Raw genomic sequence first — 25,366 nt, forward strand, 5'->3', positions numbered from 1 at the left:
ATGCTGGTGCGCACGGCTGGAGCGGGCCTCGAAGCTCCCTGGAAGCCGGGAACCGCACGGACGTCGCCCGGAAGGCGGTGGCGGTCCACCCCGCCCGGTGGCATCGTTGACCCGGTGCGATGTGGTAACTCCCTTACTTCCACCGGAGGTTGACAGCGTGACGAGCCCGCTCAGGGTCGGTGGTGACCTGCCCTACTTCGGCACCCGCCAGGAACTCCACGACTACGTCCAGGCGTTCGAGGAGCTGGGCTACCAGCACCTCGTGTTCGGTGAGCACGTGCTGCCCGCCCGGGCGCCGAACTGGCCGTCGTCCCTGCCGCCGTGCGACCCCTGGCACGAGGCGTTCACCCAAGCCGCCTTCGTGGCGGCGCTCACCTCGCACGTCGAGATCGCGCCGTCGGTGGTGCTGCCGCTGCGCTCGGCGGGCATGGCGGCCAAGCAGGCCGCCGAGATCGACCTGTTCTCCGGCGGGCGCCTGCGGCTCTGCGTCTCCGTGGGCTGGAACCGCGAGGAGGTCCGCGCCCTGGGTGCCGACCCGACGACCCGCGGCCGCCTGATCGAGGAGCAGGTGGAGGTGATGCGGCTGCTGTGGACCGAGCCGTTCCTCACCTACCGGGGCGAGCTGGTCGAGGTCGAGGACGTTGCCGTCAACCCGCGCCCGGAGAAGCCGATTCCGGTGTGGATGGGGGGTGGCGACTTCGAGGGCGGCGGGGTGCCCCGGCCGGTCGTCCTCGACCGGATGGCCCGGATCGCCGACGGCTACCGGATGTTCGGCCCGTTGATGCGGGACGTCGACGCCGGGCTCGACGTGGTCCGGCGGCTGCGGGGCCTCGTGGAGAAGCACGGCCGGGATCCCGGGGCGTTCGGCATCGAGGCACGCGTCCCGCTGCAGATGCTGCCCGAGGGCGCCTGGGAGGAGCGGGTGGAGACCTGGCGGCGCGCCGGGGCCTCGCACCTCACGCTCTCCAACCGGCGCGGTACGGGCGGGGCGGACGCGGAGATCGCCCGCCTCACCCGGTTCCGTGAGCTGACCCGGGGTCTGTGGTAGCCAACTGCCGCAGCAGCAGCCGGATCTGCTCGCTGTAGCGCTCCCGGAACTCGGGCGACCGGGGGTCGAGCCCGGACGCCTCCCGCGCGGTGTGCGGCATCACGATGGGGGCCATCACCATGCCCATGACCGCGAGCCGCAGGAAGCCCGTGTCCAGGTCGGGGGAGATCTCGCCGCGCTCCCGGGCCCGCCGCAGCCGTTCCAGGTCGGTGTCGATCGCCGACGCCTCCTCCGGCGTGTGCTGGTCGTCGCCCGCGAGCCCGCGCCAGATGGCCAGCCTGGCCGGCCGGGGGTCGGCCAGGCCGCGCTCGAGGTACTGGACGGCGACCTCCTCGAGCGGTGTGTTCTCCTCCGTGAACAGCGCCTCCCGCTCGGCCCATTCGCGCTGCAGCTCGCGGTAGAGGCCGTCCTTGCCCCCGAAGTAGTAGCTGATCAGCTGCTTGTTGACGCCTGCGCGGGCGGCGATGTCCTGCACCCGGGCACCCGCCAGCCCGTGCCGGGCGAACTCCTCCAGCGCCGCGTCGAGCAGCAGCGCGCGCGACCGCTCGGCGTCGCGCTGCCGCTCCTCGGTCCGGGGGGCCCGGCGCGGCCGGGGCCGCGCCGCGGAGGCGTCCTCAGGGGCGGCTGTCGCGGGGGCCGGGGCGTCGGCCTTCTTCGTCGTCATGAGGACACTCTAATCAATCATCCGGGTGGTTGACAGAGTCATTCTGTGGGATGACCATGGAGGTATGGCTGCACAAGATGAGCAGACGCGTACGCCCGGGCTCACTCGTGAGGTACGCCAGGCAGTGCTCGTGGTCCTGCTCGGCGCGATCCTCGCCTTCCTCGACTCGACCGTCGTCAATGTGGCCCTGCGCCACCTCTCCCTCGACTTCGACACCTCGCTGGACACCGTCCAGTGGGTCGTCACCAGCTATCTGCTTGCCCTCGCCGCGGTGACCCCGATATCCGCCTGGGCCGCCAGGCGGTGGGGCTCCCGCACCCTCTACGCGGTGGCGCTCACCGTGTTCACCGTCGCCTCCGCGCTGTGCGGTCTGGCGGGCTCCGCCGAGCAGCTGATCGGCTTCCGGGTGCTCCAGGGCATCGGCGGCGGCCTGATGATGCCCGTCGGCCAGGCGATCCTGGTGCGGGCCGCCGGGCCCCAGGGGCTGGCCCGGGTGATGAGCGCGATCGGGGTGCCGATGGTGCTCACACCGGTCTTCGGCCCGACCGTCGGCGGGCTGCTGCTCGACCACGCCGGCTGGGAATGGATCTTCTGGATCAATGTGCCGATCGGCGCGCTGGCTCTCTATCTGACCCTCCGCCTCCTCCCGCGCGATCAACGGGAGGAAGCGGGCCCGCTGGACGCGATCGGGCTGTTCCTCGTCTCCGTGGGCGTCGTGGGGATCACCTACGGCCTGGCCCAGGCGGGGCAGCGCGGCGATCTGCTCGACGCCCAGGTCGTGGTGCCCTTCCTCGCCGGCCTCGCCCTCACGGCCGCCTTCGTGCTGCGGTCCGTCCGGATCGAGCGCCCGCTGCTGGACCTGCGCCTCTACGGCAACCGGATGTTCGCCGCGTCCTCCTTCGCCACCTTCGCCATGGGCGCGGCCATCTTCGGCGGCATGGTGCTGATGCCGCTGTACTACCAGATGGTCCGGCACGAGGACGCCGTCCACACCGGCCTGCTGCTGGCCCCGCAAGGGCTGGGCGCGGCGGTCGCCATGTGGCTCTCCGGGCGGCTCTTCGAGAAGATCGGCAGTCTCACCGCCGTCATCGGCGGCGTCGTCTGCGTCGCCGCCACCGTGCCCTTCGTGCTGATCGGGGCCACCACCTCCTACTGGCTGCTGGGCCTGGCCATGGTCGTCCGGGGGTTCGGCATCGGCCTGGCCGGCATGCCCGCCATGACGGCGGCCTTCCGCGCCCTGCGGCCGGAGCAGATCGGCGACGCCACCCCGCAGCTCAACATGCTGCAGCGGGTGGGCGGTTCCATCGGCACCGCGCTGTTCGTCGTGGTGCTCCAGCAGCACCTCGACGACGCCGCGGGCCGTCCGGGCGACCAGGCGTCCGGCTTCGGCACCACATTCATCTGGGTGCTGGCCGCCGCCCTGGTCGCGATCCTGCCGGCCGTGCTGATGACGGCGCTGGAGCGGCGTGCGGCGGCCTCCGGGGTCCCGGAGGCCGTCGAGGCGGACGCCCACGGTGCGCCCACCAGTTGACGCGCCGGGGCCGCGGTCAGGCCACGGCCTCGATGAGGGCCTCGGTGCGGGGGCTGGTGGGCATCGCCTCCGGCCCCCGCACCGACCTGATCGTCAGCCCGGCCCGCTCCAGGAGCACGCGGAACTCCTCGATCGTCCGCTCCCGGCCGCCGAGCACCACCAGCATCTGGAGGTCGGAGAACTTGCCGGGGTGGAAGCCGTCGCCCGCGGGGATCACCTGGTCGACGAGGAGGAGCCGGGAGCCCCGGCCCATCGCCTCCCGGACCCGGCCCAGGATGCGCAGGGCCTGGTCGTCGTCCCAGTCGTGCAGCACCCGCGAGAGCACATAGGTGCTGCCTCCCGGTGTCACCGCCTCGAAGAAGCTGCGGCCCACGATCTCCACCCGGCCGGCCACGCCCTCGCGGTGCAGCACTTCGGGTGCTCCGTCCACCACGTTGGGCAGGTCCTGGAGGATTCCGCGCAGTTCCGGGTTGGCCCGCAGTACGTGGGCGACGAGCGTTCCCACGCTGCCGCCGAGGTCCACCAGGGTGGTGTCGGAGGAGAAGTCGCAGAGGTCGATGGCGGGCGGCACGGTGCCCCGGCCGACCATCGTGTGCAGCACCTTGCGCATCTCGTCGTCGTGGTCGAGGAATTCCCAGGCGTCCATGTGGAAGATCTGGTCGAACGCCGGCTTGCCGGTCCGCACGCTGTAGAGGACGTCCGCCCAGGCGCGGAAGGTCTCCGCGCCGTTGAGGGTGACGAACTGGGCCAGGCCGCCGGTGCGGAAGGCGTCGCCGAGCGGGGAGAGCGCGAAGCTCCGGCCGGGGTGCTCGTGGAAGAGCCCCAGGGCGGCCGCCGCGCGGCAGAAGCGGTAGAGGGCGTCCGGGTGGCTGTCGGTGGCGGCCGCGAGTTCCTCGCTGCCCCGCGGGCCGTCGGCCAGCAGGTCGGCCAGGCCGAGCCGGGCCACCACATAGAGGGTCTGATGGGTCCAGGGAGCGTTGTTGAAGGCCAGCTGGAAGAGCTGGTCGTGTGCGGAGGGTCCGTTGTCTTCGGGGGATGTCATGACAGTTCACCCACTTTGAGGAGGAGTTGTTGACGCGGGCGGCTCCACCTGTGCATGACCGGCTGCTCGACACCGCGGTGGAGCAGCCAGGCGAGCGTCAGCGCGCCGCCGAGCACTGGCAGGGAGAGCGCCGCGGCCGACCAGCTGTTCAGGCTGTGGGCGGTGTCGATGCCCAGCCGGCGCGCGACCTCGTCGATCAGGAGCTGATGCACCATGTACAGGGCGAACGACACCTCGCCCAGCCACACCATCACCGGCCGGCGCAGTACGGACGGGTGTCCGCCGGCGTCGGCCATGGCACCGGACACGATCAGCAGGGCCAGCGGTGCCACGCACACCGCGACCGTCCCGTACTGGCCGGGCGCGTACAGCGCCGCCACGTACGCCCCGAGCACGAGCGCCCCGGCCGGCGCCTGCGGCACCCGGGGGAAGCGGCCGTGGGCGACCAGCCGGGCCAGCACCATGCCCAGCAGGAACTCCAGGCACCGGGTGACGGGGAAGAAGTACACGAACCACAGCTGGACCTCGGAGTACGGCATGCGCGGGGAGAGGGCCGGTCCGCCCGGCAGCAGCTGGGCCACCAGGGGCACGCACCACACCATCGCGACCAGCCCGCCGGCGCACCACCACAGCCGCCGCTCCGGCACCGCCCTGACCGCGCGCAGCAGCAGGGGGAAGGACAGATAGAAGAACGCCTCGCAACACAGCGACCAGCTCACCGTGTTGACCCCGTTCAGGACCGAGCCGACGGGCAGCCAGGTGTGCAGCAGCGCGAGGTTCGGCAGCAGCTGCCCGGCGGACAGGGAGCCGCCGTGCCAGACGATCAGGAGAACCGCGGCCGCCGCCGTGACGAGGTGGTTGGGGTAGATCTTGCAGGCCCGCCGGCGCCAGAACGCCCGGGCGGGCTGGTCCGCCCGGGCCGACCAGGTGAGCACGAAGCCGCTGAGGACGAAGAAGAAGGAGACCCCGGCCGACCCGGCCTTGCTCCAGAAGAACCCGGTTCCGGTGTCCGACCCCCAGCTGCTCGGCACGAACTGGAAGAAGGAGTGCGAGAAGAAGACCGCGGCGGCGGCCAGGAAGCGCATCCCGGTGAGCGAGGGGAGCGCGGGAAGGCGTTCCGGCACCTCCGCGGGGGTCACCGCTGTTCCTGGGGCGTCCATCCGGACTGGCGCAGGAACGCGTCGAAGGTCAGCAGACCCGGGTGGGCGGAGCGCAGCGCGGGGATGTCCGCCTTGTAGCCGACCTCGTTGAACCAGACGAACGTCTTGGCCATCCACTCGTTCTGCCGGGCGATCTCCTCGATGGGCACCGTGACGAAGCGCGCCGGGCGGCCGGCCTGTCGGCCCAGCGCCTCCGCGATCTGCGTCCCCGTCAACTCGTCCCCGGCGATCTCGAGTTCCGCGCCGATGAAGCGGGCCGGGTCGTCGAAGGCGTCGGCGGCGAACCATCCGATGTCGCGGGAGGCGATCATCTGCAGTGTGGTGGTGGGCAGCAGACCGCGGCTGAGCACCAGGGTGCCCTCCGGGTCCAGGACCGGCGGCAGGTCCAGGAAGTTCTCCATGTAGTAGACGGCGCGCAGGAACGTCGTCGGCAGCCCCGCCGACCGCACCGTCCGCTCGACCTTCAGCTTGGTCTCCCGCCACCCCACGCCGCCGGGGTTCTCCACGCCGCCGACCGAGCTGTGCACCAGGTGGGCCACCCCGGCCTCCCGGGCGGCCTCGGCGACCAGGGCCGCGTGCCGCTCCTCACCGTCCAGCCCGTTGCCGTGGGTGGGCGTGAAGACGCTGAACACGCCGTACGCGCCCGCCACGGCCTTGCGCACGGAGGCCGGGTCGTCGAGCGAGCCCTGGACGAGCACCGCTCCCCGCGAGGCCAGCTCCCGGGCGCCCGCCTTGCCCGGATCGCGCACGAACGCATGGACCGCCCAGCCCCGTTCGAGCAGGTTGCGCGCGACCGACCCGCCCTGCCGGCCCGTCGCCCCCAGCACCAGGACCCAGCGCTCCGCACTGTTTCCGCCGACTGCCATCGCATTCCTCCGCATCGCTCGTTCCGGCGGCCCACGGTCGGAGCGCCGACTGGAATCCGGGTGGAGAGGGGGTCGAGCGGATCGTCCACCGTGGACCGAGCCGCTCGTCCACCGTGGATCGAGCGGACTTCGAGCCCCGGCCGCCAGCCTCCGGACGCGACACCCGGCACGGCTGAGGGAGCGCCATGACGATGCATCAGATGACACGGGTCACGCTGTTCGACTGGCACGGAGCGGCCGGCTTCCATACCGCGGGACCGCGGCCCGACTGGCAGATCAGGCCCATCGGCCCCCTGCCCCGGGGCGACGCGACCGCGCGCGCCACCCCGGCGGGGCTCGTCGTCGAGCCGGCGGCCACGGACCCGGACACCGGGGCCCCGGCCTTCCGGTCCGGTGGCGGTGACGACCACCTCAAGTGGTGCGCCCTGGCCGCGCACACGTCCTCCTCCGGCCTGCCCGGCTACGACGCGCCCGCCTCCGGTGAGCTGACCCTCCGGGCCGAGCTGGCGGCGCGCGTCTTCAACGCCGGCCGGCATCCCTTCGGCGACGCGGTGACCGACGCCGAGGGCGACCCGAGGCTCGGGGCCGGGGCGCTGCTGGCCATCGACCGGGAGACCGGCCTGGTCTTCGACTTCTTCGTCTCCAACCGGCGGATCCACGCGGTGTACGAGCGGATGCGCCCGCCGGGTGCGCGGTACGCCGCGTTCACCTGCCTGGTGCCGGTCGCCGAGCGGACCCCCGACCGTACCCACCTCCTGGAGATCGGCCTCGACCGCTCTCGGGGCACGGTCCACTGGCGGGTGGACGGCCGGGAGGCGCATTCCGTCGGCGACCTGGGCACTCCGCTCCGCGACCACCTGGTGATCGACCACGGTGGCCCAGCCGTACGCGCGACACCCAGACAACTCGCCTGCGGCATCGGCCTGTTCACGCTGCTCGACGCGGTGGGCCCGGACGGCAGGGCACTGCCCCACAGCCACCGCGCACCACACCGGCTGTGGGGTCAGGGAGTGCGCCTGACCGTCCGCCGGATCACGGTCACCACGGATAAATCGGAGAAACCAGATAAACCGGAGAAGGGGGAATCATGAGGACGGCGGAGAAGGCCGTACGCGGCCTGGCCCGGCCGCTGCTGGCCGCCAGTTTCGTCACCGGCGGCTACGGCGTGCTGCGCGACCCCGGCCCGTTGCCCGCGCTGGCCGAGCGCCACGGGGTCCCGCTGCCCGGGGCCGCGACCCGCTGCGCGGCGGTCGGCATGGTCGTCGGCGGGGTGGCGCTCGGGGCCGGTTACCGGCCCCCGCTCAGCGGCGGCCTGCTGGCGGCGTGCCTGATCCCCACGACCGTGACCGTGCACGACTTCTGGCGGCAGCAGGACCCCGCGCGCCGGCACGCCCAGCGCCACGAGTTCTTCAAGAACCTCAGCCTGCTCGGCGCGCTCGCGCTCGCCGCCGTCGACGCCCTCACGGCGGGCAAGGAGGCCAAGCGATGACACGGACCGGCACGACAGAGCCGAACGCCGGTCAAGTGACTGGCGGAACAGGTGGGTTGACGGTCAAGGCGATGGACGTCGCCCGCGTCGCCGCGGAGCACGCCCAGGCCATGGACCGGGACCGCAGGCCCCACCACGACGTCGTCCACGCCGTCGTGGACGCCGGATTCGCCCGGCACTTCGTCCCGGCCCGCTGGGGCGGCGACGCGGGCACCTTCGCCGCACTCGTCGACGCGGTCACCGCGGCCGGCGCCGGCTGCGCGTCCGCCGCCTGGGTGGCCTCGCTCAGCGCGTTCGTCTCCCGGATGGCGGCCCATCTGCCCGAGGACGGCCAGCGGGAGGTGTGGGCGGACGGGCCGGACACCCTGCTGGTGGGGGCGCTCATGCCGGTCGGCCGGGCCGAGCCGGTGCCCGGCGGCTGGCGGCTGTCCGGCAAGTGGTCGTTCATCAGCGCCGTGGACTTCGCCCAGTGGACGCTGGTCTGCGCGACCACACAGTCAGGTGACGGCGCCGCGCCGCACGCCCGCTACTTCGCCGTGCCGCGTTCCGCCTGCACCGTGCTGGACACCTGGTTCTCGGTCGGGATGCGCGGCACGGGCAGCAACACCCTCGTGCTGGACGAGGTGTTCGTGCCCGCGCGCATGTCGTTCGCCCGTGACCGGGCGATGGACGGCACCGGGGCCACGTCTCCCGCCCCCTGCCACCGGGTGCCGCTGAAGGCGGTCAACGGGCTGTCCTTCGTGGCCCCCGTGCTGGGGGCGGCACGCGGCATGCTGACCGAGTGGACGGAATGGGGGGCGGCCAGGGCGGCGGGCGGGGGTGACGCCCTGAAGGCCGCGCGTGACACGGGCTTCCGGGACGTACTGGCCCGCACCGCGGGCGAGCTGGACGCCGCCGAGCTCCTGGTGCACCGGGTCGCCGTCACCGCCGACGAGGGCGCGGCCACCGGACTGCTGACCGCGCGCGGCGCCCGGGACTGCGCTCTCGCCTCGGAGATGCTGCTGGCCGCCGTCAACCGCGTCTTCCGCGCGACCGGCACCTCCGGCCAGACGGCCGACGGCCCGTTCGAACGCGCCTGGCGGGACGTCAACTCGGCCACCAGCCACCTGGTGCTGCGCATGGACCCGGCGGCCGCCGCGTACGCGGAGCAGGTGCTCGCGAACAGGTGACGGGGGAGACGGAAGGCCCGCCGGGCAGCCCGCCCGGCGGGTCTTCCGTGCGTCGCCCCGGCCGCCACCCGCCTCCTCCGCGGGCTGGGGGCGACCCGACGACGGCGAACCGCACCCAACTCCCGCCCGGCGCCCGGCTCTCGGCCCGGGCGTCAGCCCCTCTGGCATCGAAGTGCCTCGCCCGGGGGGGGGCTCGCCTTGGGCCGTCCGGGGGAACGCGTGCCCGCGACTCTGTTCCCGAATAGCGCGCTATGCCATGCTCGCACCGTTTGTTGCCATACTGGGGAGGTTTGCATATGTCCGGCCCTCGTCCGCCGCGTCGCTCGGCGTGGTCGTTCCGTCCGGGCGCGCTGGGGCGCGGCACGGTCGTGACCGCACTGGCGCTGTCGTTGACGGCCCTCGGGGGAGGCGTGCAGCAGAGCGTCTCCGCCCAGGCCCGTGGTGTCCCGCAGTCGGCCCGCGCGCTGCGGCTCCACGACCAGATGCGCGAGTTGTGGGACGACCACATCACCTACACCCGGCTCGCGATCGTCGGCTTCGCCGGGAATCTGCCCGACCTCCAGCCGACCGAGCAGCGCCTGCTGCGCAACCAGACGGATCTGGGCGACGCGTTCAAGCCCTACTTCGGGACCAAGGCCGGCAACGACCTCACCGCCCTGCTGCGGACGCACATCCTCACCGCGGTCGACATCCTGGCCGCGGCGAAGGCCGGTGACACCGCCAAGCTCGCGGCGGCGGAGAAGGCGTGGTACGCGAACGCCAATGGGATCGCCGACTTCCTGCACGCCCTCAACCCCGGCCCCTGGCCCGCCGCGGACCTGCGCGCCATGATGAAGAACCACCTCGACCTGACGCTCCAGGAGGCGACCGACCGTCTCCAGGGCCACTACGCCAATGACATCGCGGACTTCGACGAGGTGCACCGTCAGATCCTGGGCATGGCCGACATGCTGTCCGACGGCATCATCCGGAGATTCCCCGAGCGGTTCCTCTGAGCGGTGCCGACCGTCCGCCCGGCGCGGCCCGCGTCAGACCCCGACGCCCGCGCGGTGCCGCCGGAGGATGACGCGCCCGCGGTGACGTTCCTCGGTGAGCCGGTACCGGCGGGCGTGCAGCAGGTCCGCGAGGGCGATCACGCCGACCAGGCGCTTGCTGCCGGGGTCGATGACGGGCGCGCTGGTCAGCGCGTACTCAGCGAAGAGGAAGGCGACATGGCGGAGCGTGTGGTCGCTGTGCACGACGAGTTGGCAGGGGCGGGCGGCGTCGGAGACGGCGGCGCTGCCGCCCTGCTGCACGAGACCGGTGAGCGTGCGGCGGGTGGTGACGCCCGATACGGTGCCGTCCGGCTTGAGTACGGGTATCAGGCGCTGCGGCCTGCCCGTCGTACGCCGGTGCTCGGCGAGGCGGTCGGCGAAGGCCGCGTCCACGGAATCGCCCTCTTCGAGGGAGAGGGGTTCCGTGTGCATGACCTCGCGGACGAAATGCGCCTCCAGCGGGTCGGTGACGTATTCGCGCGTGAGGTGCAGCCCGCGCCGCGCCACCTTCTCCGTGAGGACGGAGCGCCTGAGCACCAGCACGGACAGTGCGTAGGCCGAGGTGGCGGAGATGAGCAACGCCGGTGCCGCGTCCCAGGCGTGGGTCAGCTCCAAGGTGAACACCACGCCCGTCAGGGGCGAGCGCATCACCCCGCCGACCACGGCCGCCAGGCCGAGCATCGCCCAGAAGCCGGGGGCGACCGGCGGGAAGAGCATGCCCTCCCAGGCGCCGAGCGCGCCGCCGATCATGAAGACGGGTGCGAGCACCCCGCCTGACGTGCCCGAGCCCAGGGAGAGCGACCAGATCAGGGTCTTGACGACGAGGACGCCGAGGATCAGGGACAGCGTGGCGCGGCCCGCGAGCAGTTGGCGGATCACGTCGTATCCGACGCCCAGCGCACGCGGTTCGACGAGACCTCCGGCGCCGATGACGAGGCCCCCGATCGCGGGCCACCACATCCAGTGGAACGGCAGCCGGGCGAAGGCGTCCTCGGCCCGGTAGACCAGCCAGGTCACCACGACGGCCAGGCCGCCGCCCGTGAGCCCGCAGACCACGGCCAGCAGGTCGGCCGTCGGGGACGGGCGCACGGTGGGGTCGACCGCCGGGAAGAGCGGGGCCGTGCCCAGCAGGAAGCCGCGGACCACGGTGGCCACGGCGACGGCGGCGACGACGGGCACGAAGCTCCGCGGCCGCCATTCGAAGAGAAGCAGTTCCACGGCCAACAGGACTGCCGCCATAGGTGAGTTGAAGGTGGCGGCCATGCCGGCCGCGGCCCCGGCCACGAGCAGGGTCTTGCGCTCGGCCGCCGTCAGGTGCCGCATCTGCGCCACGAGAGAACCGATCGCCCCTCCGGTCATGATGATCGGCCCCTCGGCGCCGAACGGCCCGCCGGTGCCGATGCTGACGGCGGCGGAGACCGGCTTGAGCAGCGCCAGGCGCGGGGCGACGACGCTGCCGCGCGTGAGGATCGCCTCGATGGCCTCGGGCATGCCGTGCCCGCGTATCTTCTCCGAGCCGAACCGTGCCATCACGCCGATGACCAGACCGCCGAGCGCCGGGGCGCCCAGCACCAGCCACCAGGCGGGCCGTCCCTGCCCAGGGGCGACGAGTGACGTGCCGAGGCTCTGCCGGAAGACGAGATTGGTGATCACGCCGATCAGCCGGAGCAGGACGAACGCGGCCCCGGCCCCCGCCGCACCGATCGGTAAGGCCCAGGCGGCGATGGCCAGCATCCTCGGGCGAACGGTGAAGTCGCCCAGCCGCGGTCCCTGACGGTCATCGTATGGTCCGTTCGCCACCATGGCCGAAGTATTGCGCTGTGCAACACTTCGGCCACCGAAAACCTTGAAAAAGGAACGAATGGGAATGCGGGGGCACCGGTGGGTGAACCACCGCACGCCTGAGTGATGCCCCCGGAGTGCAGCCGTGCGCCCGGAGCACCGCGCCGACCCACCGGGTTTTGTATCAGGCGCGTATCAGGAACCGCTTGGTCAGCCATCGAATCGGTGCGACGGCCCACGGCGAAGGGTTCACGGAGAGCCGGAGCGCGTGGCCACCCGTATCGTTCCGTCCAGGTCGCCGGCCGCGCGTGCGGCCGGGACCGCCGTCCCACCCGACCGTCCGAAACAGGAGCGATCCGCCCGTGTCCTCGCCCGCCCCGGCTCCGGCCTCCCCGCGCCCCGTCCGCGTGCTGCTGGTGGAGGACGACGACCTGATGCGCCGGTCCTTCACCGTCGCCCTGGAGCGCTACGGCTACGCGATGAAGGCCGCGGCCGACGGCCTCACGGGGCTCGAACTCTTCCGGGACGAGGACTTCGACCTGCTGATCCTGGACGTGATGCTGCCCGGACTGGACGGGATCGGCCTGTGCCGCAGGGTCCGGGAGACCAGCCTGGTGCCGGTGCTGATGATGTCCGCCCGCGGCGACGGGCTCGACGTCGTCGCTGGTCTGGAGGCCGGAGCCGACGACTACGTGGTCAAGCCCGTGGACACCTACGTCCTCGTGGCCCGCATCCGTTCGCTGCTCCGGCGTGCAACGTATGCCGCCGCCCCGGGACCCGGGCACGCCGCGGGGGAGGAGCCGGCGCCTTCCGAGGGGGAGACGCTGGCCTTCGGCGACCTGACCATCGACACCGCCGGCATGGAGGTGTTCGTCTCCGGCAGCCAGGTGGCGCTGACCCCGACCGAGCTGAAGCTGCTCCTGGAGTTCGCCGCCCACCCGGGCGTCGTGCTGGAGCGCCACACCCTGCTGCGCAACGTCTGGGAGTACGGCTGGGACGGCGACAGCCGGGTCGTGGACCTGTGCGTGCAGCGGCTGCGCAGGAAGCTGGGCCGGGACCGGATCGAGACGGTCCGCGGCTTCGGCTACAAGTTCAGGCGCTGAGTCCGGTGCGCCCGTTCTCCCGGCTGCGGCCGGCCCGCGCGTCCCTGCGCTGGAAGATCGCCGCACTGGCCGCGGCCACCGCCTGCCTGGTGGCGGTCGCGGTGGGCCTGCTCGTCCACCTGTGGACCGCGCACGACATCCGCGCCCGGGCCGAAGCACGGGCGTTCAACAGCGTGTACTCGGCGATGGACGTCTACCGCCGCACCGGAACCCTCGCGGACGGCGCCGAGCTCGACCCGGCCGAACTGCCCGCCGCACTGCGCCACCCGTCCGACGGCGACCGGCACACGGCCTACGACGGACACGTCGAGGGAAACGTGGGGCCGAGCTTCTGGGCCGCCCAGCGGACCGGCGGCCCGGACAGCCCGGTCCTCGCCGTACAGGCCAACATGAGCACGGAGCTCCACACGCTGCGCCGGCTCGACGTGACCATGGCGGTCGCCTCGCTGGTCGCGGTCGCGGCGGCCGTGCCGCTCGCGGCCTACGGCGCCGGGCTGCTCGCCCGCAGGCTCCGGCGGGTCTCCGAGACCGCGGGCCGCATCTCCGCCGGGGACCTGGACGCCCGGACCGGGCCCACCAAGGGCGACGACGAGGTGGCCGACATCGCCGCCACCGTCGACGCCATGGCCGACAGCCTCGGCCGACGGCTGCGCACCGAGCGCCAGTTCACCGCGGACGTGGCCCACGAGCTGCGCACCCCCGTCGGCGGTCTGCTGGCCGCCGCCGACCTGCTGCCCGCCGGCGAGACGGAGGACCTGCTCCGGGCCCGGGTGCGCGATCTGCGCGGCCTGGTCGAGGACCTCCTGGAGATCTCCCGGCTGGACGCGGGCGCCGAACAGCCGGTCCGCGCCCACGTCCCGCTCGGCGCCGTCGTCTCCGAGGCCGTGGCGCGCACCGGCTACGACGCCGAGGTCACCGTCGCGGACGAGGCCACGACCGTGGAGACCGACCCGCGCAGGCTGGAGCGGATCGTCGGCAACCTCGTCGTCAACGCCCACCGGCACGGCGCCACCCCGGTGCGGGTCACCGTCGAGGGCCGTACGGTCGTCGTACGCGACCACGGCCCCGGCTTCCCGGCCGACCTGCTGCTCGACGGCCCGCGCCGCTTCCACACCGGCGCGGCGGAACGCGGCGCGGGCCACGGTCTGGGCCTGACCATCGCCCTGGGTCAGGCCCAACTGCTCGGCGCCGGGCTGCGCTTCGGCAACGCCCCGGACGGCGGCGCCGTCGCCACCCTGCGCCTCCCGGCCTGACACCCGGTCCTTACGAACCGGCCTGACACCCAAGCCCGTACAGAACTGGCCTGACACCCGGCCCTTTTACGGATCTGCCCTGGCACCCGGCCCGTACAGAACCGCCCCGGCACCCGGCTCCTACACAACTGCCGCGAAGCGGCGCGGAAGCCGATACACGGCCGCCCAGGCCCCGATACGTTCCCCGGACACCCTTCGAAGTGCACCTTTGCGCACCCGAAGAGGAGTTCCCCGTGACCGCCGACCCCCTTGCCCCGTACGCGCCGAACCCGACGACCGGGATCGCGGCCGCGGCCACCGACCTGTCGAAGGTCTACGGCACCGGCGACACGCGCGTCGTCGCCCTGGACCGGGTCAGCATGGCCTTCCGGGAAGGCGAGTTCACCGCGATCATGGGGCCCTCCGGCTGCGGCAAGTCCACCCTGATGCACTGCGCCGCCGGGCTCGACACCCCCAGCTCCGGCTCCGTGCGCGTCGGCACCACCGAACTCGGCACGCTCAACGACCGGCAGCTCACCGAGCTGCGCCGGGACCGGATCGGCTTCATCTTCCAGGCGTTCAACCTGCTGCCGACGCTGACCGCGCTGGAGAACATCACACTGCCGCTCGCCATCGCCGGGCGCCGCCCCGACCGGCAGTGGCTGGACCGTGTGGTCTCCATGGTCGGCCTCTCCGAGCGCCTCGGCCACCGGCCCGCACAGCTGTCAGGCGGACAGCAACAGCGCGTCGCCGTGGCCCGCGCCCTGGTCTCCCGCCCCGCGATCATCTTCGGCGACGAGCCCACCGGCAATCTCGACTCCCGCGCCGGGGCCGAAGTCCTCGGCTTCCTGCGCGACTCGGTGCGCGAACTGGGCCAGACCGTGGTCATGGTCACCCACGACCCCGTCGCCGCGGGCTACGCCGACCGCGTGGTCTTCCTCTCCGACGGCCGCCTGGTCGACGAGATGACACGCCCCACCCCGGACCGGGTCCTGGAGCGGATGGCGCGCCTTTCCGGGCAGAACGACACCCGTTCACGCACCCGCTGACCCGCGCCGCACCTCTCCCGCCCCCCTACGTCCCCGAAAGCTCCCCATGCTGAGAACAGCCCTGCGCAACGTCCTGGCGCACAAGGCCCGCCTGGTCATGACCGTCCTCGCGGTCTGCCTGGGCGTCGCGTTCGTCTGCGGCACCCTCGTCTTCGCGGACTCCTCCGCGGCGGCCTACCGCGCCGCCGCGTCGAAGAACTTCGCGGACATCGCGGTCACCGTGAGCCCGAAGGCGCCCCCGCTGGGGACCGCCGTGAACGAGCGCGCCGACGTGCTCGACGACGCGCTCGTACGGAAGCTGGCCGCCTTGCCCGGCGTCGCCGCCGTGCGGCCCTCGGCCGACGGCGTGGCCACCCTGAACGCCGCCGACGGCACCCCGCTGCGGGCCGACAAGGCCTGGGCGCACCCGGCCGCCGCCTACGTACCGGGCAAGGACGGCAAGGACAGCCGCTACCCGCTGGTCAAGGGCCGCGCCCCCACGAAGAGCGACGAACTGGCCGTGGACAGCGGCACCGCCGCCGCGGGCCACCTCCGGATCGGCGACACGGTCACACTGGCCACCGACGGCCCGGTGATGACCAAACGACTCGTCGGCATCGTCACCACCAAGGACACCCGGGTGACCGCCGGCGGCACCCTCGCCCTGTTCGACAAGGCGACCGCCCAGCGCCTGTTCTCGACACCGGGCCACTACACCGGGATCGACCTGTCCGCCGCGCCCGGCACCCCCCAGGCCGAGCTCACCGACCGGGTCACCGCCGTGCTCCCGGCCGACCGGGCCGAGGCCACCAGCGGCAGCGCGCAGGCCACCCAGCAGGCCACCAACATCGACATGCGGACCCGGGGCTACAAGAAGCTGCCGATGATCTTCGCCGGGGTCTCGCTGTTCATCGGCTCGTTCCTCATCGTCAACACCTTCACCATGCTCGTCACCCAGCGCGCCCGTGAGATCGCGCTGCTGCGGGCGATCGGCGCCACCCGCCGCCAGGTCGTCCGCTCCGTCCTCTGGGAGGCCCTCCTGGTCGGCCTCGCCGCCTCGGCGGCCGGGTTCGTCCTCGGTCTGGGCGTCGCCTCGGTGCTGCCCGACCTCCTGGGCACCGGCGCGGACCCGCTGCCCCGCGGCCCCCTGGTGATCGGCCCGCGCTCGGTCATGGCGGCGCTCGGCGTGGGCGTGGGCGTCACCGTGCTCGCCGCGTGGCTGCCCTCCCGCAAGGCGGCGAAGGTCGCGCCCGTCGAGGCGCTGCGCTCGGCCGGACAGCCGCCCACCGCGACGCAGTCCCGGGTCCGCGCCGTGACGGGGCTCGCCCTCCTCGTCCTCGGCGCCGGCCGGCTGATCTCCCTCACGGGGGCGAAGGACGCCTCGGAGGAGAACCTGCGGAACGCGATGCTCAGCTGCGCCGTCCTCGTCGTCGCCATGATCGTGCTGTCGCCGCTGCTCGCCGCCCCCGTCATCAGACTGACCGGACGGCTGACCCGCCGCTTCGGGGTCGTCGGCCACCTCGCGCGGGAGAACGCGCTGCGCGACCCGCGGCGCACCGCGGCCACCGCCTCCGCCCTGATGATCAGCACGGCACTGGTCGCCGGGCTCGCCGTCATCGGCAACTCCACCTCCCAGGCCCTCGACCGCCAGGCCGCGGCCGGCCTCGGCGCCGACTACGTCATCAGCACCCGCGGCAACATGGACGGCATCGACCCGGCCGCCGTACAGCGCGTGGCCGGCACGCCCGGGGTACGGACCGCGACCGCCGTCGCCGACTCCACCGTCTTCATCGGCGGCAACGCCAGGGGCATCGCCGGCGTCGACCCCGCCACCGTGAAGGACGTGATGAAGCTCGACCTCACCAGCGGCACCCTCGCCGACCTCGGACCGGGCCGGATCGCCCTCTCCGCCGCCGTCGCCCGGGAACACGGCGTGCGCGCGGGCGGCGAGGTCAACGCCCGCATCGGCCGGGACCAGGAGTTCAGGAAGTACACCGTCGCGGCCGTCTACAAGGACAACCCCATCGCCGACGCCGCACTCGGCGCCCGCACCGAGGTGGCGCGGAACAGCTACGTCCCCGACTCCGTCCAGCGGATCCTCGTCCGCACCGACGCGGTCGCCAAGAACACCGAGGACCGGCTGCGCACCGCCGTGGGCAACAACCCGCTGCTGAAGGTGCAGGACCGGGAGCAGATCGTCCGCGAGGCCGCGGGCAGCATGGGCGACCTGCTGACCCTGATGTACGGGCTGCTGGCCATCGGCGTCGTGATCGCCTCGCTCGGCATCGTCAACACCCTGGCCATGTCGGTCACCGAACGCACCCGCGAGATCGGCGCACTGCGCGCCATCGGCATGGACCGTGCCGGAATCCGCCGGATGATCCGCCTGGAATCGGTGACCGTAGCCGCCTTCGGCACCCTACTCGGCCTGGCGGGCGGGCTGTTCAGCGCCTGGGCGGTCGGCTCCCTGGCCGACGGGGCGATGGAGCACTACGCCCTGGCCATGCCCTGGGGCACGCTCCTCCTCATCTGCGCGGTGTCCCTCGCGATCGGCGCGGTCGCCGCCGCCGTCCCGGCCCGCCGGGCGGCCGCCCTGAGCCCGCTGGAGGCCGTCGCGGAGGCGTGAGGACGGCCTCCGGGCCGTACGTCACCCAGCACCCCCTTCGTCGGCTCGCGGCCGTGGTCCACCGCGAGCCGGCGAAGGCATGGGCGCCTGCCAGAAGGCCGAGCAGGATCGGGCCTGCGGCCGCGCCCGGCACCGCGAACAAATACGTTGACGCACCACCCGCACCCCCCATACGTTTGCCGAGCCCCTGTTGCCGTCGATCGGAGAAGGACGTTGCTCGTCTGAGGTCTTGAGACACCGCGCCGCGCAGCCACGCCGTCATCGCGTCCGCTGCCCGCGTTCCGTGTGCGACCTCGACGCATCAGCCGTCCTCCCGTCGGTGCGGGGATCCTTCTACGTATCCCTCGCCCCTCGCGGTCGCCCCGCGGTGTCCCCGTGCGCTTCCTGGCCACCTCCCACCTCAAGCGACCCGCGAGGCCCGTATGTCCATGCCACCCACCTCTTCCCCCGCCTTCCTCACCTGCACGTCCCTCTCCTACGCCTGGCCGGACGGGACCACCGTCTTCGACGGCTTCCAGGCCGCCTTCGGACCCGGCAGGTCCGGGCTCATCGGCGTCAACGGATCAGGGAAATCAACCCTGTTGAAGCTGCTCGCCGGGGAACTCCGGCCGGCCGAGGGCACCGTACGCGTGGCCGGCGAGATCGGATACCTGCCGCAGAACGTCACGCTGGACACCGCGCTCCGCGTCGACGACGTCCTCGGCATCGCCGGCACACGCGCCGCGCTGCACGCCATCGAAGCGGGTGACGCGCGCGAGGAGCACTTCGCCGCGGTCGGCGACGACTGGGACGTCGAGGAACGCGCCACCGCGACGCTCGCCGGGCTGGGCCTGGGACACATCGGCCTGGACCGCACCACCGGCGAGCTGTCCGGCGGCGAGTCGGTCCTGCTGCGCCTGGCCGCACTCCTCCTGCGCCGGCCCGGCATCCTCCTCCTCGACGAACCCACCAACAACCTCGACCTGTACGCGCGCCGCAGGCTCCACGCGGCCGTCGAGGCGTGGCCGGGCGTCATGGTCGTGGTCAGCCACGACCGTGAACTGCTCGAACGCGTCGACCAGATCGCCGATCTGCGCGCGGGCGGGATCGCATGGTACGGCGGCAACCTCTCCGCGTACGAGGAGGCCCTCGCCACCGAGCAGGAGGCCGCCGAACGCATGGTCCGGGCGGCCGGGGCCGGCCTGCGCAAGCAGCAGCGCGAACTGGCCGACGCCCAGGTCAAATTGGCCCGCCGCAAGCGGTACGGCCAGAAGATGTGGGACAGCAAGCGCGAGCCGAAGATCGTCATGGGCGGGCGCAAGCGCCAGGCCCAGGTCTCCGCGGGGAAGCACCGCATCATGCACGAGGAGAGGCTCGCCGAGGCGCGGGAGCGGCTCGGCAAGGCGGTGGAGGCCGTGCGCGACGACGACGAGATCCGCGTCGACCTTCCGCACACGGCCGTGCCGCCGGGCCGCTCGGTGCTGACGCTGAGCGAGCTGCGGCTGCGTCACGGGGCCCGCGTGGACGGCGAGTTCGAGCTGCGCGGCCCCGAGCGGATCGCGCTCGTCGGCCGCAACGGCGCGGGCAAGACGACGCTCCTGCGCACGGTCGCCGGCGAGCTCGACGCGCTCTCCGGGGAGGCGACGGCCCATGTGCCGCTGCGGTTCCTGCCCCAGCGGCTCGACGTCCTCGACGACGGGCTGACCGTCGCCGAGAACGTCGCCCGGTTCGCCCCCGAGGCGACCGGCAACGAGATCAGGGCCCGGCTGGCCCGCTTCCTCTTCAAGGGTGCCCGCGCGGACCAGCGGGCCGCGACCCTCTCGGGTGGCGAGCGCTTCCGGGCCACCCTGGCGGCACTGATGCTCGCGCAGCCCGCCCCGCAGTTGCTGATGCTCGACGAGCCGACGAACAACCTGGACATGGCGAGCGTCAGGCAGCTGACGACCGCCCTGGAGTCCTACGAGGGAGCACTCGTCGTGGCCAGCCACGACCTCCGCTTCCTGGCGTCCATCGGCGCGACGCGCTGGCTCCGCCTGGACGGCGGACTGCGGGACACGACGGAGGAGGAGGTGCGCGCCGAGATGGCCACGGACTGAGCGAGCAGGCCCTGGCGGACGCCGCGCCGACTCGTGCGACGCGGGTGCGGCCGGGACGATGGAGGCGTGGACGGGAATCCGGCTACCGGCGGGGCCGAGCCGCCGGCCGCGCTCGACGTGGCGCCGACGGCCCGTACGGCCGTGGCGTGGCTGCCGCCGCGGCAGCTCTGGCCCGCGATCCAGGACATCCGCTGGGAGCACGATCCGCAGGTCCGCCGCTGGCCACCGCATGTGAACCTGCTCTTCGGCTTCGTGCCGGAGGAGGACTTCGTACGGGCTCTGCCGCTGCTCGCCGCCGGGGCGGCGGAGAGCGCGCCGTTCACGGCGCGGCTGGCCGGCGTGCGGTACTTCACGCACCGGCGTGACGCGACGGTGTGGCTCGACCCGGCCGCGGCCGACCTCGGGCCGTGGACCCGTCTCCACCGGGCGCTGGGGCCGCGCTTCCCGCTCTGCGGAGGCCGCTTCACCCCGCACCTGTCCCTCGGCCGCACCCGGGACCCGCGGCACCTGGCCGCCGAGTGCGCGGTCCGGCTCGGCACGCTCACGGCCGAGGTCGAGGAGGTCACCCTGCTCTCCCGCCGCGACGACGGCCCGATGCGTCCCCGGGCCCGGATCGCACTGGGGGCGGGGGAGGTCCACTGGCTGGAGGCGTGCGAGGGGTAGGGCACGGCCCGCAGGCGCCGTGACACCGTGCGCTGTCCGTCGAGGTACGCGTGCCTGAAGTCGCCCGGCGGCATGCTGGGCCGGCCCCGGCGGCGGGTGGGCCTGCGCGCCTGCTTCGCTCCGGCCCCCGTCAGCCCTTCCCGCTGAGCCACTCCGCCAGGACCGCCGCCTGGCTGTGGTCGACATCCTTCGTCGCCGTCAGCAGCGTGAGTCCGTCGTGCGCGGCCAGGTCGCGCAGGTGCTCCGCGGCCTGCCGGTGTCCGGCGTCGCGCAGTTCCGCGCGGTAGCGGCGGCGGAACTCGGGGAAGCGGTCGGGGTCGTGGGCGTACCAGCGGCGCAGCTCCGTGGAGGGGGCCACGTCGCGCAGCCACTCGTCCAGGTGCGCGTCCTCCTTGCGTATGCCGCGTGGCCAGACGCGGTCGACGAGCACGCGCTGCCCCTCCTTGGGCGAGGTCTCTTCGTAGACTCGCCGGTAAGTGATCTGTGTGGCCATGACGGCACCCTCCGGACCGCGTGGTGGGCAAGCAACTTCCGGTTCATCCATTTTAGGAAGAGGCGTGTGAGCATGCACGACTTCCCCGCGCTGACCGCTCCCCGGATGACCACGGTCCGGGACCTGGACGCGGCGGTGGTCACGTGCCGGGCCTGCCCGCGGCTGGTGGCCTGGCGGGAGGAGGTGGCACGCGTGAAGCGCAGGGCCTTCCAGGACTGGGACCACTGGGCCAGGCCCGTGCCCGGCTTCGGGCCGCCGGACGCCCCGCTGGCGATCGTCGGGCCGGCCCCGGCCGCGCACGGCGGCAACCGCACCGGGCGCGTCTTCACCGGGGACCCGGCCGGTGATGCGCTGTTCGCCGCGCTGTACGAGCTCGGCCTGGCCTCCCGGTCGACGGCCACCCACCGCGGCGACGGGATGGAGCTGTCCGGGGTACGGATGACCATGCCGGTGCACTGCGCGCCGCCGGACAACCGGCCCACCACCGCCGAGCGGGACACCTGCCGCCCCTGGCTCGCCCGCGAACTCGAACTGCTGCGGCCGGCACTGCGGGCGGTCGTGGTGCTCGGCGCCTTCGCCTGGCAGGCGCTGCCGCCCGTACTGGCGAGCGCGGGCTGGCGGCCGCCCCGCCCCCGCCCGGCTTTCGGGCACGGCGCCGAGTCACAGGTCGACGACCCCGGCGGTGGGCAGCGCCTGTGCCTGGTCGGCAGCTATCATCCCAGCCAACGCAACCTGTTCACAGGGACGTTGACCCCCGCCATGCTTCGCGACGTGCTGCGCCGTGGAGCCGGTATCGCCGGGCTGCCGATCGGGCCCGTGCGCTGAGCATCCTGCTCCAGGCATCGGCGTGCGGCCTCCGACCGCGTATAACAAGTGACCATGGCACATGACGAATTGCGGGTGGACGACGGTGACCCGGCCGCGGAGGCCGAGGAGATCACTCTGGTGATCATGGCGATCTCACGGCTCCTGGTGGGCATGTCCGCGCGGACGCTGGCGGGGATGGACGAGAGCCTGACGCTCCCACAGCTGCGCACGCTGGTCGTGCTGGAGGACAGCGGCCCGCTCAAGCTGGTCGCCCTGGCGGGGATGCTGGACGTCAATCCGTCCACGGCGATGCGGATGGTGGAGCGGCTGGAGGCCGCCGGGCTGGCCGGGCGCAAGGCCAACCCGGCGAACCGGCGCGAGGTGACCGTGCGGCTCACGGAGCGGGGATCGTCCCTGGTGGGTGCGGTGATGACGCGGCGGCGGGGCGAGGTGGCGGCGCTCGTGTCGCGGCTGACCCCGCGCGAGCGCGCGGGGCTGCTGCCCGGCCTGCGGGCCCTGGCCACCGCCGCCGACGATCTGGGGCTGACCGTCAAGGGCGCGCGGTGGCCCGCGACCGGTGAGGCCGGTGACCGGCTTCCTTTCGGGTGATCAGGGGAGCGTCACGGACCGGGGATCCGGGGCGGGACCGGGACCGGTAGACCACGTAGGGCCGCAGCAGATAGCCGAGCGGTGCCGTGAGCGCGTGGACGAGGCGGCTGAAGGGCCAGAGGGCGAACAGGGCCATGGCGAGCAGGGCGTGCACCCGGTACACGAGCGGCGCGTGCGCCATGGCGCCGACGTCGGGGTCGAGGGTGAAGAGACTGCGGAACCACAGGGACACCCCCCGCCGGTAGTCGTACGGATGGGCCGCGACGCCACTGGCCGTGGCGGTCAGCCCGGCGAGGATCACCGTGGCGAGCAGGGGGTGGACGAGGAGGTCGCTGCGGCTGGTGGTCCGCCGCACGGCGGGCGTCCGCACCCGCCGCCAGATCAGCAGGCCGAACCCGGCCGCCGTGGCGAGCCCGGCGGGGCCGCCGACGAGCAGGGCGTTGAGGTGGTAGAACCGCTCGGTGACGTGCAGCTTCTCGGTCCAGGACTCCGGAACGAGCAACCCTGCGACGTGCCCGCCGATGACGAGGAACAGCCCGTAGTGGAAGAGGGGGCCCGCCACGGACAGCAGCCGGGCCTCGTGGAGCTGGGTGGAGCGCGTGGTGAAGCCGAACCGGTCGTAGCGGTAGCGCCAGAGGGAACCGGCGATGCAGACGCTCAGGACCAGATAGGGGAGTACGCCCCACAGGGCGATGTCCGCGTACGTCATCGGCGGCCGCCCTCAGGAGTGGAGGGTCCCGGAGCGGTGAAGGGGGCCAGCCCGACGGTCTCGACGGGCGGCCCGTCCTGGGCCAGCCGCCGGGCCTGGCGCCGGTCGGACGGCGAAAGGGCGGGCAGGGTCAGGCGCACCGCCCGTACGACACCCGCGTACGGGCTGCCGTGCTTCTCCAGCGCGCCGTGCAGCAGGTCCAGCCCGGGCCGGTGCTCGACGAGCAGCGGGCCGCCCTCCCGGGGGCAGCGGGCCGCGAACTCCAGCAGGCTCGGCAGGAAGTCCGGCAGCTCCCCGTCGGGCGGCTGCCAGCCCCGCGCGCGCATCGCCCCCTTGATGCGCACGAGTGAGGCGCCGCGGCGCCGGGTGTCGCCGTCGGCGTAGTACGTCATGTGCAGGGTGCGCCGGCGGCTGCGGTCGAAGGTGGTGACGTAGCGCGCCGCCAGTTCGAGGGTGGGCACGCCGGCCACGCTCCGGCAGAACGCGGCGAGCAGGGCGCCGCTCTCCCCGGGCACGGTGGCCAGGGCCTCCTGGACGAGCCGGAGGCGGCGCGGCCAGTCGGTGTCCGGATAGGCCAGCAGCAGGGACGCGCCCTGGCGGACTGCGGTCGCGGTCACCGCTCCCCCTTCCCGGGCCGGGGGAACAGGCCCGACGGGGTGCCGCGGCCGTTCCAGTTGAGGAGGTTCAGGCGCCCCGCGGGCACGGAGCCCGCGGCCGCCGGGGCCGGTACGGCGGGCGGGGCGTGGAAGGCGTCCGGGTCGAAGCCGCCGCCGAGCATCCCGGGGCCGCCGGCCGTGTCCAGGCTGCACCCCGGCATGTCCTGCGGGACGGGTGTGCCGCTGGTGTACGTGGTGGGGATGACGTAGCGCTCGTCGTATTTGGCCAGGGCCAGCAGCCGGTACATCTCCGCCATGCCGTGCTCGTCCAGCCCGACGCTCGCCGCGATCGCGGGGTCCTGGGGTTCGCCGAGGTTTACGCGCCGCAGGTGGGCGCGCATCGCCGCCAGGCGGCACAGCGCGGCCTCGACCGGGCCCGGGTCGCCCGCCGTGAACAGCTCGGCGAGGTAGCCCAGGGGGATGCGGAGCGCGTCGACGGCGGCGAAGAGGTTGGCCGGGTCCTCGCCGTCGTGCCCGCTGCCGCTCAGGGCGTCGACGACGGGGGAGAGCGGGGGCACGTACCAGACCATGGGCATCGTGCGATACTCCGGGTGCAGCGGGAGCGCCAGCCGGTAGGTGGAGATCAGCGCGTGGACGGGGGAGCGGCGCGCGGCCGTGATCCAGTCGTGCGGGATGCCGGACTCCTCGGCGGCGCGGGCGACTTCGGGGTCGTTCGGGTCGAGGAAGCAGTCGAGCTGGGCGCGGTAGAGATCCCGTTCGTCCTCCACCGCGGCGGCCGCGCCCACCCGGTCGGGGTCGTAGAGCATGACGCCGAGGTAGCGCAGCCGGCCCACGCACGTCTCCGAGCACACCGTGGGCTCCCCGGCCTCGATGCGCGGGTAGCAGAAGGTGCACTTCTCGGCCTTGCCGGTGTGGTGGTTGAAGTACACCTTCTTGTACGGGCAGCCCGACACGCACATCCGCCAGCCGCGGCAGCGGTCCTGGTCGACCAGGACGATGCCGTCCTCGACGCGCTTGTACAGCGCGCCGGACGGGCACACGGCGACGCACGACGGGTTGAGGCAGTGCTCGCAGATGCGCGGCAGGTAGAACATGAACGCCTGCTCGTAGGCGAGGCGCACCTCCTCGTTCATCTTCCGCAGCAGGGGGTCGCCGGCGAGGTGCTCGGGGCCGCCGCCGAGGTCGTCGTCCCAGTTGGGGCCCCAGGTGACGGCCGTGGGGCGGCCGTCGGTCAGGGAGCGGGGACGGGCGGTGGGCACGTCGTCGCCGAGCGGTGCGTTCACGAGGGTGTCGTAGTCGTAGGTCCAGGGCTGGTAGTAGTCGTCCAGGGTGGGCAGTTCGGGGTTGGCGAAGAGCCGGGCCAGGCGGCGGGCGCGGCCGCCCGCGCGGGGCACGAGGCGGCCGCGCTTGAGCTGCCAGCCGCCCTTCCACCTGTCCTGGTCCTCGTGGCCGCGGGGGTAGCCCTGGCCGGGCCGGGTCTCGACGTTGTTGAACCACGCGTATTCGGTGCCCGCCCGGTTGGTCCAGGTCTGCTTGCACGTGACCGAGCAGGTGTGGCAGCCGATGCACTTGTCGAGGTTCATCACCATCGCCACTTGAGCCATCACGCGTCCGACGGG

General features: G+C 73.2%; 23 protein-coding genes. 14 read left to right on the forward strand and 9 right to left on the reverse strand.

Annotated features, from left to right (window positions below; translation table 11 throughout):
* The first annotated feature begins 157 nt into the window (after window positions 1-157).
* Window positions 158-1,048: a TIGR03619 family F420-dependent LLM class oxidoreductase gene (locus tag AB0435_RS07025; RefSeq protein WP_366003817.1), complete on the forward strand. Its 891-nt coding sequence runs from the start codon at window positions 158-160 to the stop codon at window positions 1,046-1,048.
* Here AB0435_RS07025 and AB0435_RS07030 read toward each other — a convergent pair.
* A complete protein-coding gene (locus AB0435_RS07030; RefSeq protein ID WP_366003816.1) occupies window positions 1,011-1,712 on the reverse strand; it encodes a TetR family transcriptional regulator in 702 nt (233 codons plus the stop codon). The two genes, AB0435_RS07025 and AB0435_RS07030, sit on opposite strands and share 38 nt — an antisense overlap.
* A 64-nt stretch (window positions 1,713-1,776) precedes the next feature.
* Here AB0435_RS07030 and AB0435_RS07035 point away from each other — a divergent pair, with 64 nt between their 5' ends.
* Window positions 1,777-3,243 (forward strand): DHA2 family efflux MFS transporter permease subunit, encoded by a 1,467-nt coding sequence (locus AB0435_RS07035; RefSeq protein ID WP_366426390.1) that lies wholly within the window; start codon window positions 1,777-1,779, stop codon window positions 3,241-3,243.
* Window positions 3,244-3,259: 16 nt separating this feature from the next.
* Here the strand turns inward: AB0435_RS07035 and AB0435_RS07040 are convergent, their stop codons facing one another.
* Genes AB0435_RS07040 through AB0435_RS07050 form a run of 3 tightly spaced genes read right to left on the reverse strand, consistent with a single transcriptional unit; the run spans window position 3,260 to window position 6,311 of the window.
* Complete coding sequence (locus AB0435_RS07040) at window positions 3,260-4,285, reverse strand: methyltransferase (protein ID WP_366426391.1); 1,026 nt, start codon at window positions 4,283-4,285, stop codon at window positions 3,260-3,262.
* Window positions 4,282-5,424, reverse strand: a complete 1,143-nt coding sequence (locus AB0435_RS07045; RefSeq protein ID WP_366003813.1) for an acyltransferase — start codon at window positions 5,422-5,424, stop codon at window positions 4,282-4,284. The genes AB0435_RS07040 and AB0435_RS07045 overlap by 4 nt, the downstream gene beginning before the upstream one ends.
* Window positions 5,421-6,311 carry an NmrA/HSCARG family protein gene (locus AB0435_RS07050; protein WP_366426392.1) on the reverse strand — a complete coding sequence of 297 codons (891 nt, stop codon included), beginning with the start codon at window positions 6,309-6,311 and terminating at the stop codon, window positions 5,421-5,423. The genes AB0435_RS07045 and AB0435_RS07050 overlap by 4 nt, the downstream gene beginning before the upstream one ends.
* A gap of 185 nt (window positions 6,312-6,496) precedes the next feature.
* On the opposite strand from AB0435_RS07050, the gene AB0435_RS07055 reads away from it, so the two are divergent.
* From AB0435_RS07055 to AB0435_RS07070, 4 genes are all read left to right on the forward strand, one after another.
* The gene (locus AB0435_RS07055; RefSeq protein WP_366003811.1) at window positions 6,497-7,402 is read left to right on the forward strand and encodes a DUF6081 family protein; all 906 of its coding nucleotides are present in this window, start codon (window positions 6,497-6,499) and stop codon (window positions 7,400-7,402) included.
* Window positions 7,399-7,800: a DoxX family protein gene (locus AB0435_RS07060; RefSeq protein ID WP_366003810.1), complete on the forward strand. Its 402-nt coding sequence runs from the start codon at window positions 7,399-7,401 to the stop codon at window positions 7,798-7,800. The genes AB0435_RS07055 and AB0435_RS07060 overlap by 4 nt, the downstream gene beginning before the upstream one ends.
* Before the next feature lie 71 nt (window positions 7,801-7,871).
* A complete protein-coding gene (locus tag AB0435_RS07065) occupies window positions 7,872-8,969 on the forward strand; it encodes an acyl-CoA dehydrogenase family protein (protein WP_366426393.1) in 1,098 nt (365 codons plus the stop codon).
* A gap of 296 nt (window positions 8,970-9,265) precedes the next feature.
* Window positions 9,266-9,964, forward strand: coding sequence for a hypothetical protein (locus AB0435_RS07070; protein ID WP_366426394.1), 699 nt, complete (start codon window positions 9,266-9,268; stop codon window positions 9,962-9,964).
* Between the two features lie 33 nt (window positions 9,965-9,997).
* Here the strand turns inward: AB0435_RS07070 and AB0435_RS07075 are convergent, their stop codons facing one another.
* Entirely contained in the window at window positions 9,998-11,737 is a 1,740-nt protein-coding gene (locus AB0435_RS07075; protein ID WP_366426395.1) for a chloride channel protein, read from the reverse strand.
* Between the two features lie 410 nt (window positions 11,738-12,147).
* On the opposite strand from AB0435_RS07075, the gene cseB reads away from it, so the two are divergent.
* The 6 genes from cseB to AB0435_RS07105 all read left to right on the forward strand — a co-directional run bounded on the left by cseB (window position 12,148) and on the right by AB0435_RS07105 (window position 20,512).
* Window positions 12,148-12,888 (forward strand): two-component system response regulator CseB, encoded by a 741-nt coding sequence (cseB, locus tag AB0435_RS07080; protein ID WP_366007655.1) that lies wholly within the window; start codon window positions 12,148-12,150, stop codon window positions 12,886-12,888.
* Between the two features lie 5 nt (window positions 12,889-12,893).
* Window positions 12,894-14,141: a HAMP domain-containing sensor histidine kinase gene (locus AB0435_RS07085; RefSeq protein ID WP_366426396.1), complete on the forward strand. Its 1,248-nt coding sequence runs from the start codon at window positions 12,894-12,896 to the stop codon at window positions 14,139-14,141.
* A gap of 233 nt (window positions 14,142-14,374) precedes the next feature.
* On the forward strand, window positions 14,375-15,169 hold the full coding sequence (locus tag AB0435_RS07090; RefSeq protein ID WP_366007657.1) for an ABC transporter ATP-binding protein: 795 nt from the start codon (window positions 14,375-14,377) through the stop codon (window positions 15,167-15,169).
* Between the two features lie 46 nt (window positions 15,170-15,215).
* On the forward strand, window positions 15,216-17,774 hold the full coding sequence (locus AB0435_RS07095) for an FtsX-like permease family protein (protein ID WP_366426397.1): 2,559 nt from the start codon (window positions 15,216-15,218) through the stop codon (window positions 17,772-17,774).
* Window positions 17,775-18,196: 422 nt separating this feature from the next.
* Window positions 18,197-19,849, forward strand: a complete 1,653-nt coding sequence (locus AB0435_RS07100; protein WP_366426398.1) for an ABC-F family ATP-binding cassette domain-containing protein — start codon at window positions 18,197-18,199, stop codon at window positions 19,847-19,849.
* A 66-nt stretch (window positions 19,850-19,915) separates the two neighbouring features.
* On the forward strand, window positions 19,916-20,512 hold the full coding sequence (locus tag AB0435_RS07105) for a 2'-5' RNA ligase family protein (protein ID WP_366007660.1): 597 nt from the start codon (window positions 19,916-19,918) through the stop codon (window positions 20,510-20,512).
* Window positions 20,513-20,642: 130 nt separating this feature from the next.
* Here the strand turns inward: AB0435_RS07105 and AB0435_RS07110 are convergent, their stop codons facing one another.
* Window positions 20,643-21,005 carry a DUF488 family protein gene (locus AB0435_RS07110; RefSeq protein WP_366426399.1) on the reverse strand — a complete coding sequence of 121 codons (363 nt, stop codon included), beginning with the start codon at window positions 21,003-21,005 and terminating at the stop codon, window positions 20,643-20,645.
* 72 nt (window positions 21,006-21,077) lie between these two features.
* Here AB0435_RS07110 and AB0435_RS07115 point away from each other — a divergent pair, with 72 nt between their 5' ends.
* Window positions 21,078-21,830, forward strand: coding sequence for a uracil-DNA glycosylase (locus AB0435_RS07115; protein ID WP_366007668.1), 753 nt, complete (start codon window positions 21,078-21,080; stop codon window positions 21,828-21,830).
* A 54-nt stretch (window positions 21,831-21,884) separates the two neighbouring features.
* Window positions 21,885-22,421, forward strand: coding sequence for a MarR family transcriptional regulator (locus AB0435_RS07120; protein ID WP_366007662.1), 537 nt, complete (start codon window positions 21,885-21,887; stop codon window positions 22,419-22,421).
* Here AB0435_RS07120 and narI read toward each other — a convergent pair.
* Genes narI through narH form a run of 3 tightly spaced genes read right to left on the reverse strand, consistent with a single transcriptional unit; the run spans window position 22,363 to window position 25,351 of the window.
* Window positions 22,363-23,130: a respiratory nitrate reductase subunit gamma gene (gene narI, locus AB0435_RS07125; RefSeq protein WP_366007663.1), complete on the reverse strand. Its 768-nt coding sequence runs from the start codon at window positions 23,128-23,130 to the stop codon at window positions 22,363-22,365. The two genes, AB0435_RS07120 and narI, sit on opposite strands and share 59 nt — an antisense overlap.
* Window positions 23,127-23,747 carry a nitrate reductase molybdenum cofactor assembly chaperone gene (gene narJ / locus AB0435_RS07130; RefSeq protein ID WP_366426400.1) on the reverse strand — a complete coding sequence of 207 codons (621 nt, stop codon included), beginning with the start codon at window positions 23,745-23,747 and terminating at the stop codon, window positions 23,127-23,129. The genes narI and narJ overlap by 4 nt, the downstream gene beginning before the upstream one ends.
* On the reverse strand, window positions 23,744-25,351 hold the full coding sequence (gene narH, locus AB0435_RS07135; protein WP_366007669.1) for a nitrate reductase subunit beta: 1,608 nt from the start codon (window positions 25,349-25,351) through the stop codon (window positions 23,744-23,746). The genes narJ and narH overlap by 4 nt, the downstream gene beginning before the upstream one ends.
* Between the last annotated feature and the right edge of the window lie 15 nt (window positions 25,352-25,366).

The organism is Streptomyces sp. NPDC051173, from assembly GCF_040689515.1.
In the GTDB taxonomy this organism is placed as follows: domain Bacteria; phylum Actinomycetota; class Actinomycetes; order Streptomycetales; family Streptomycetaceae; genus Streptomyces.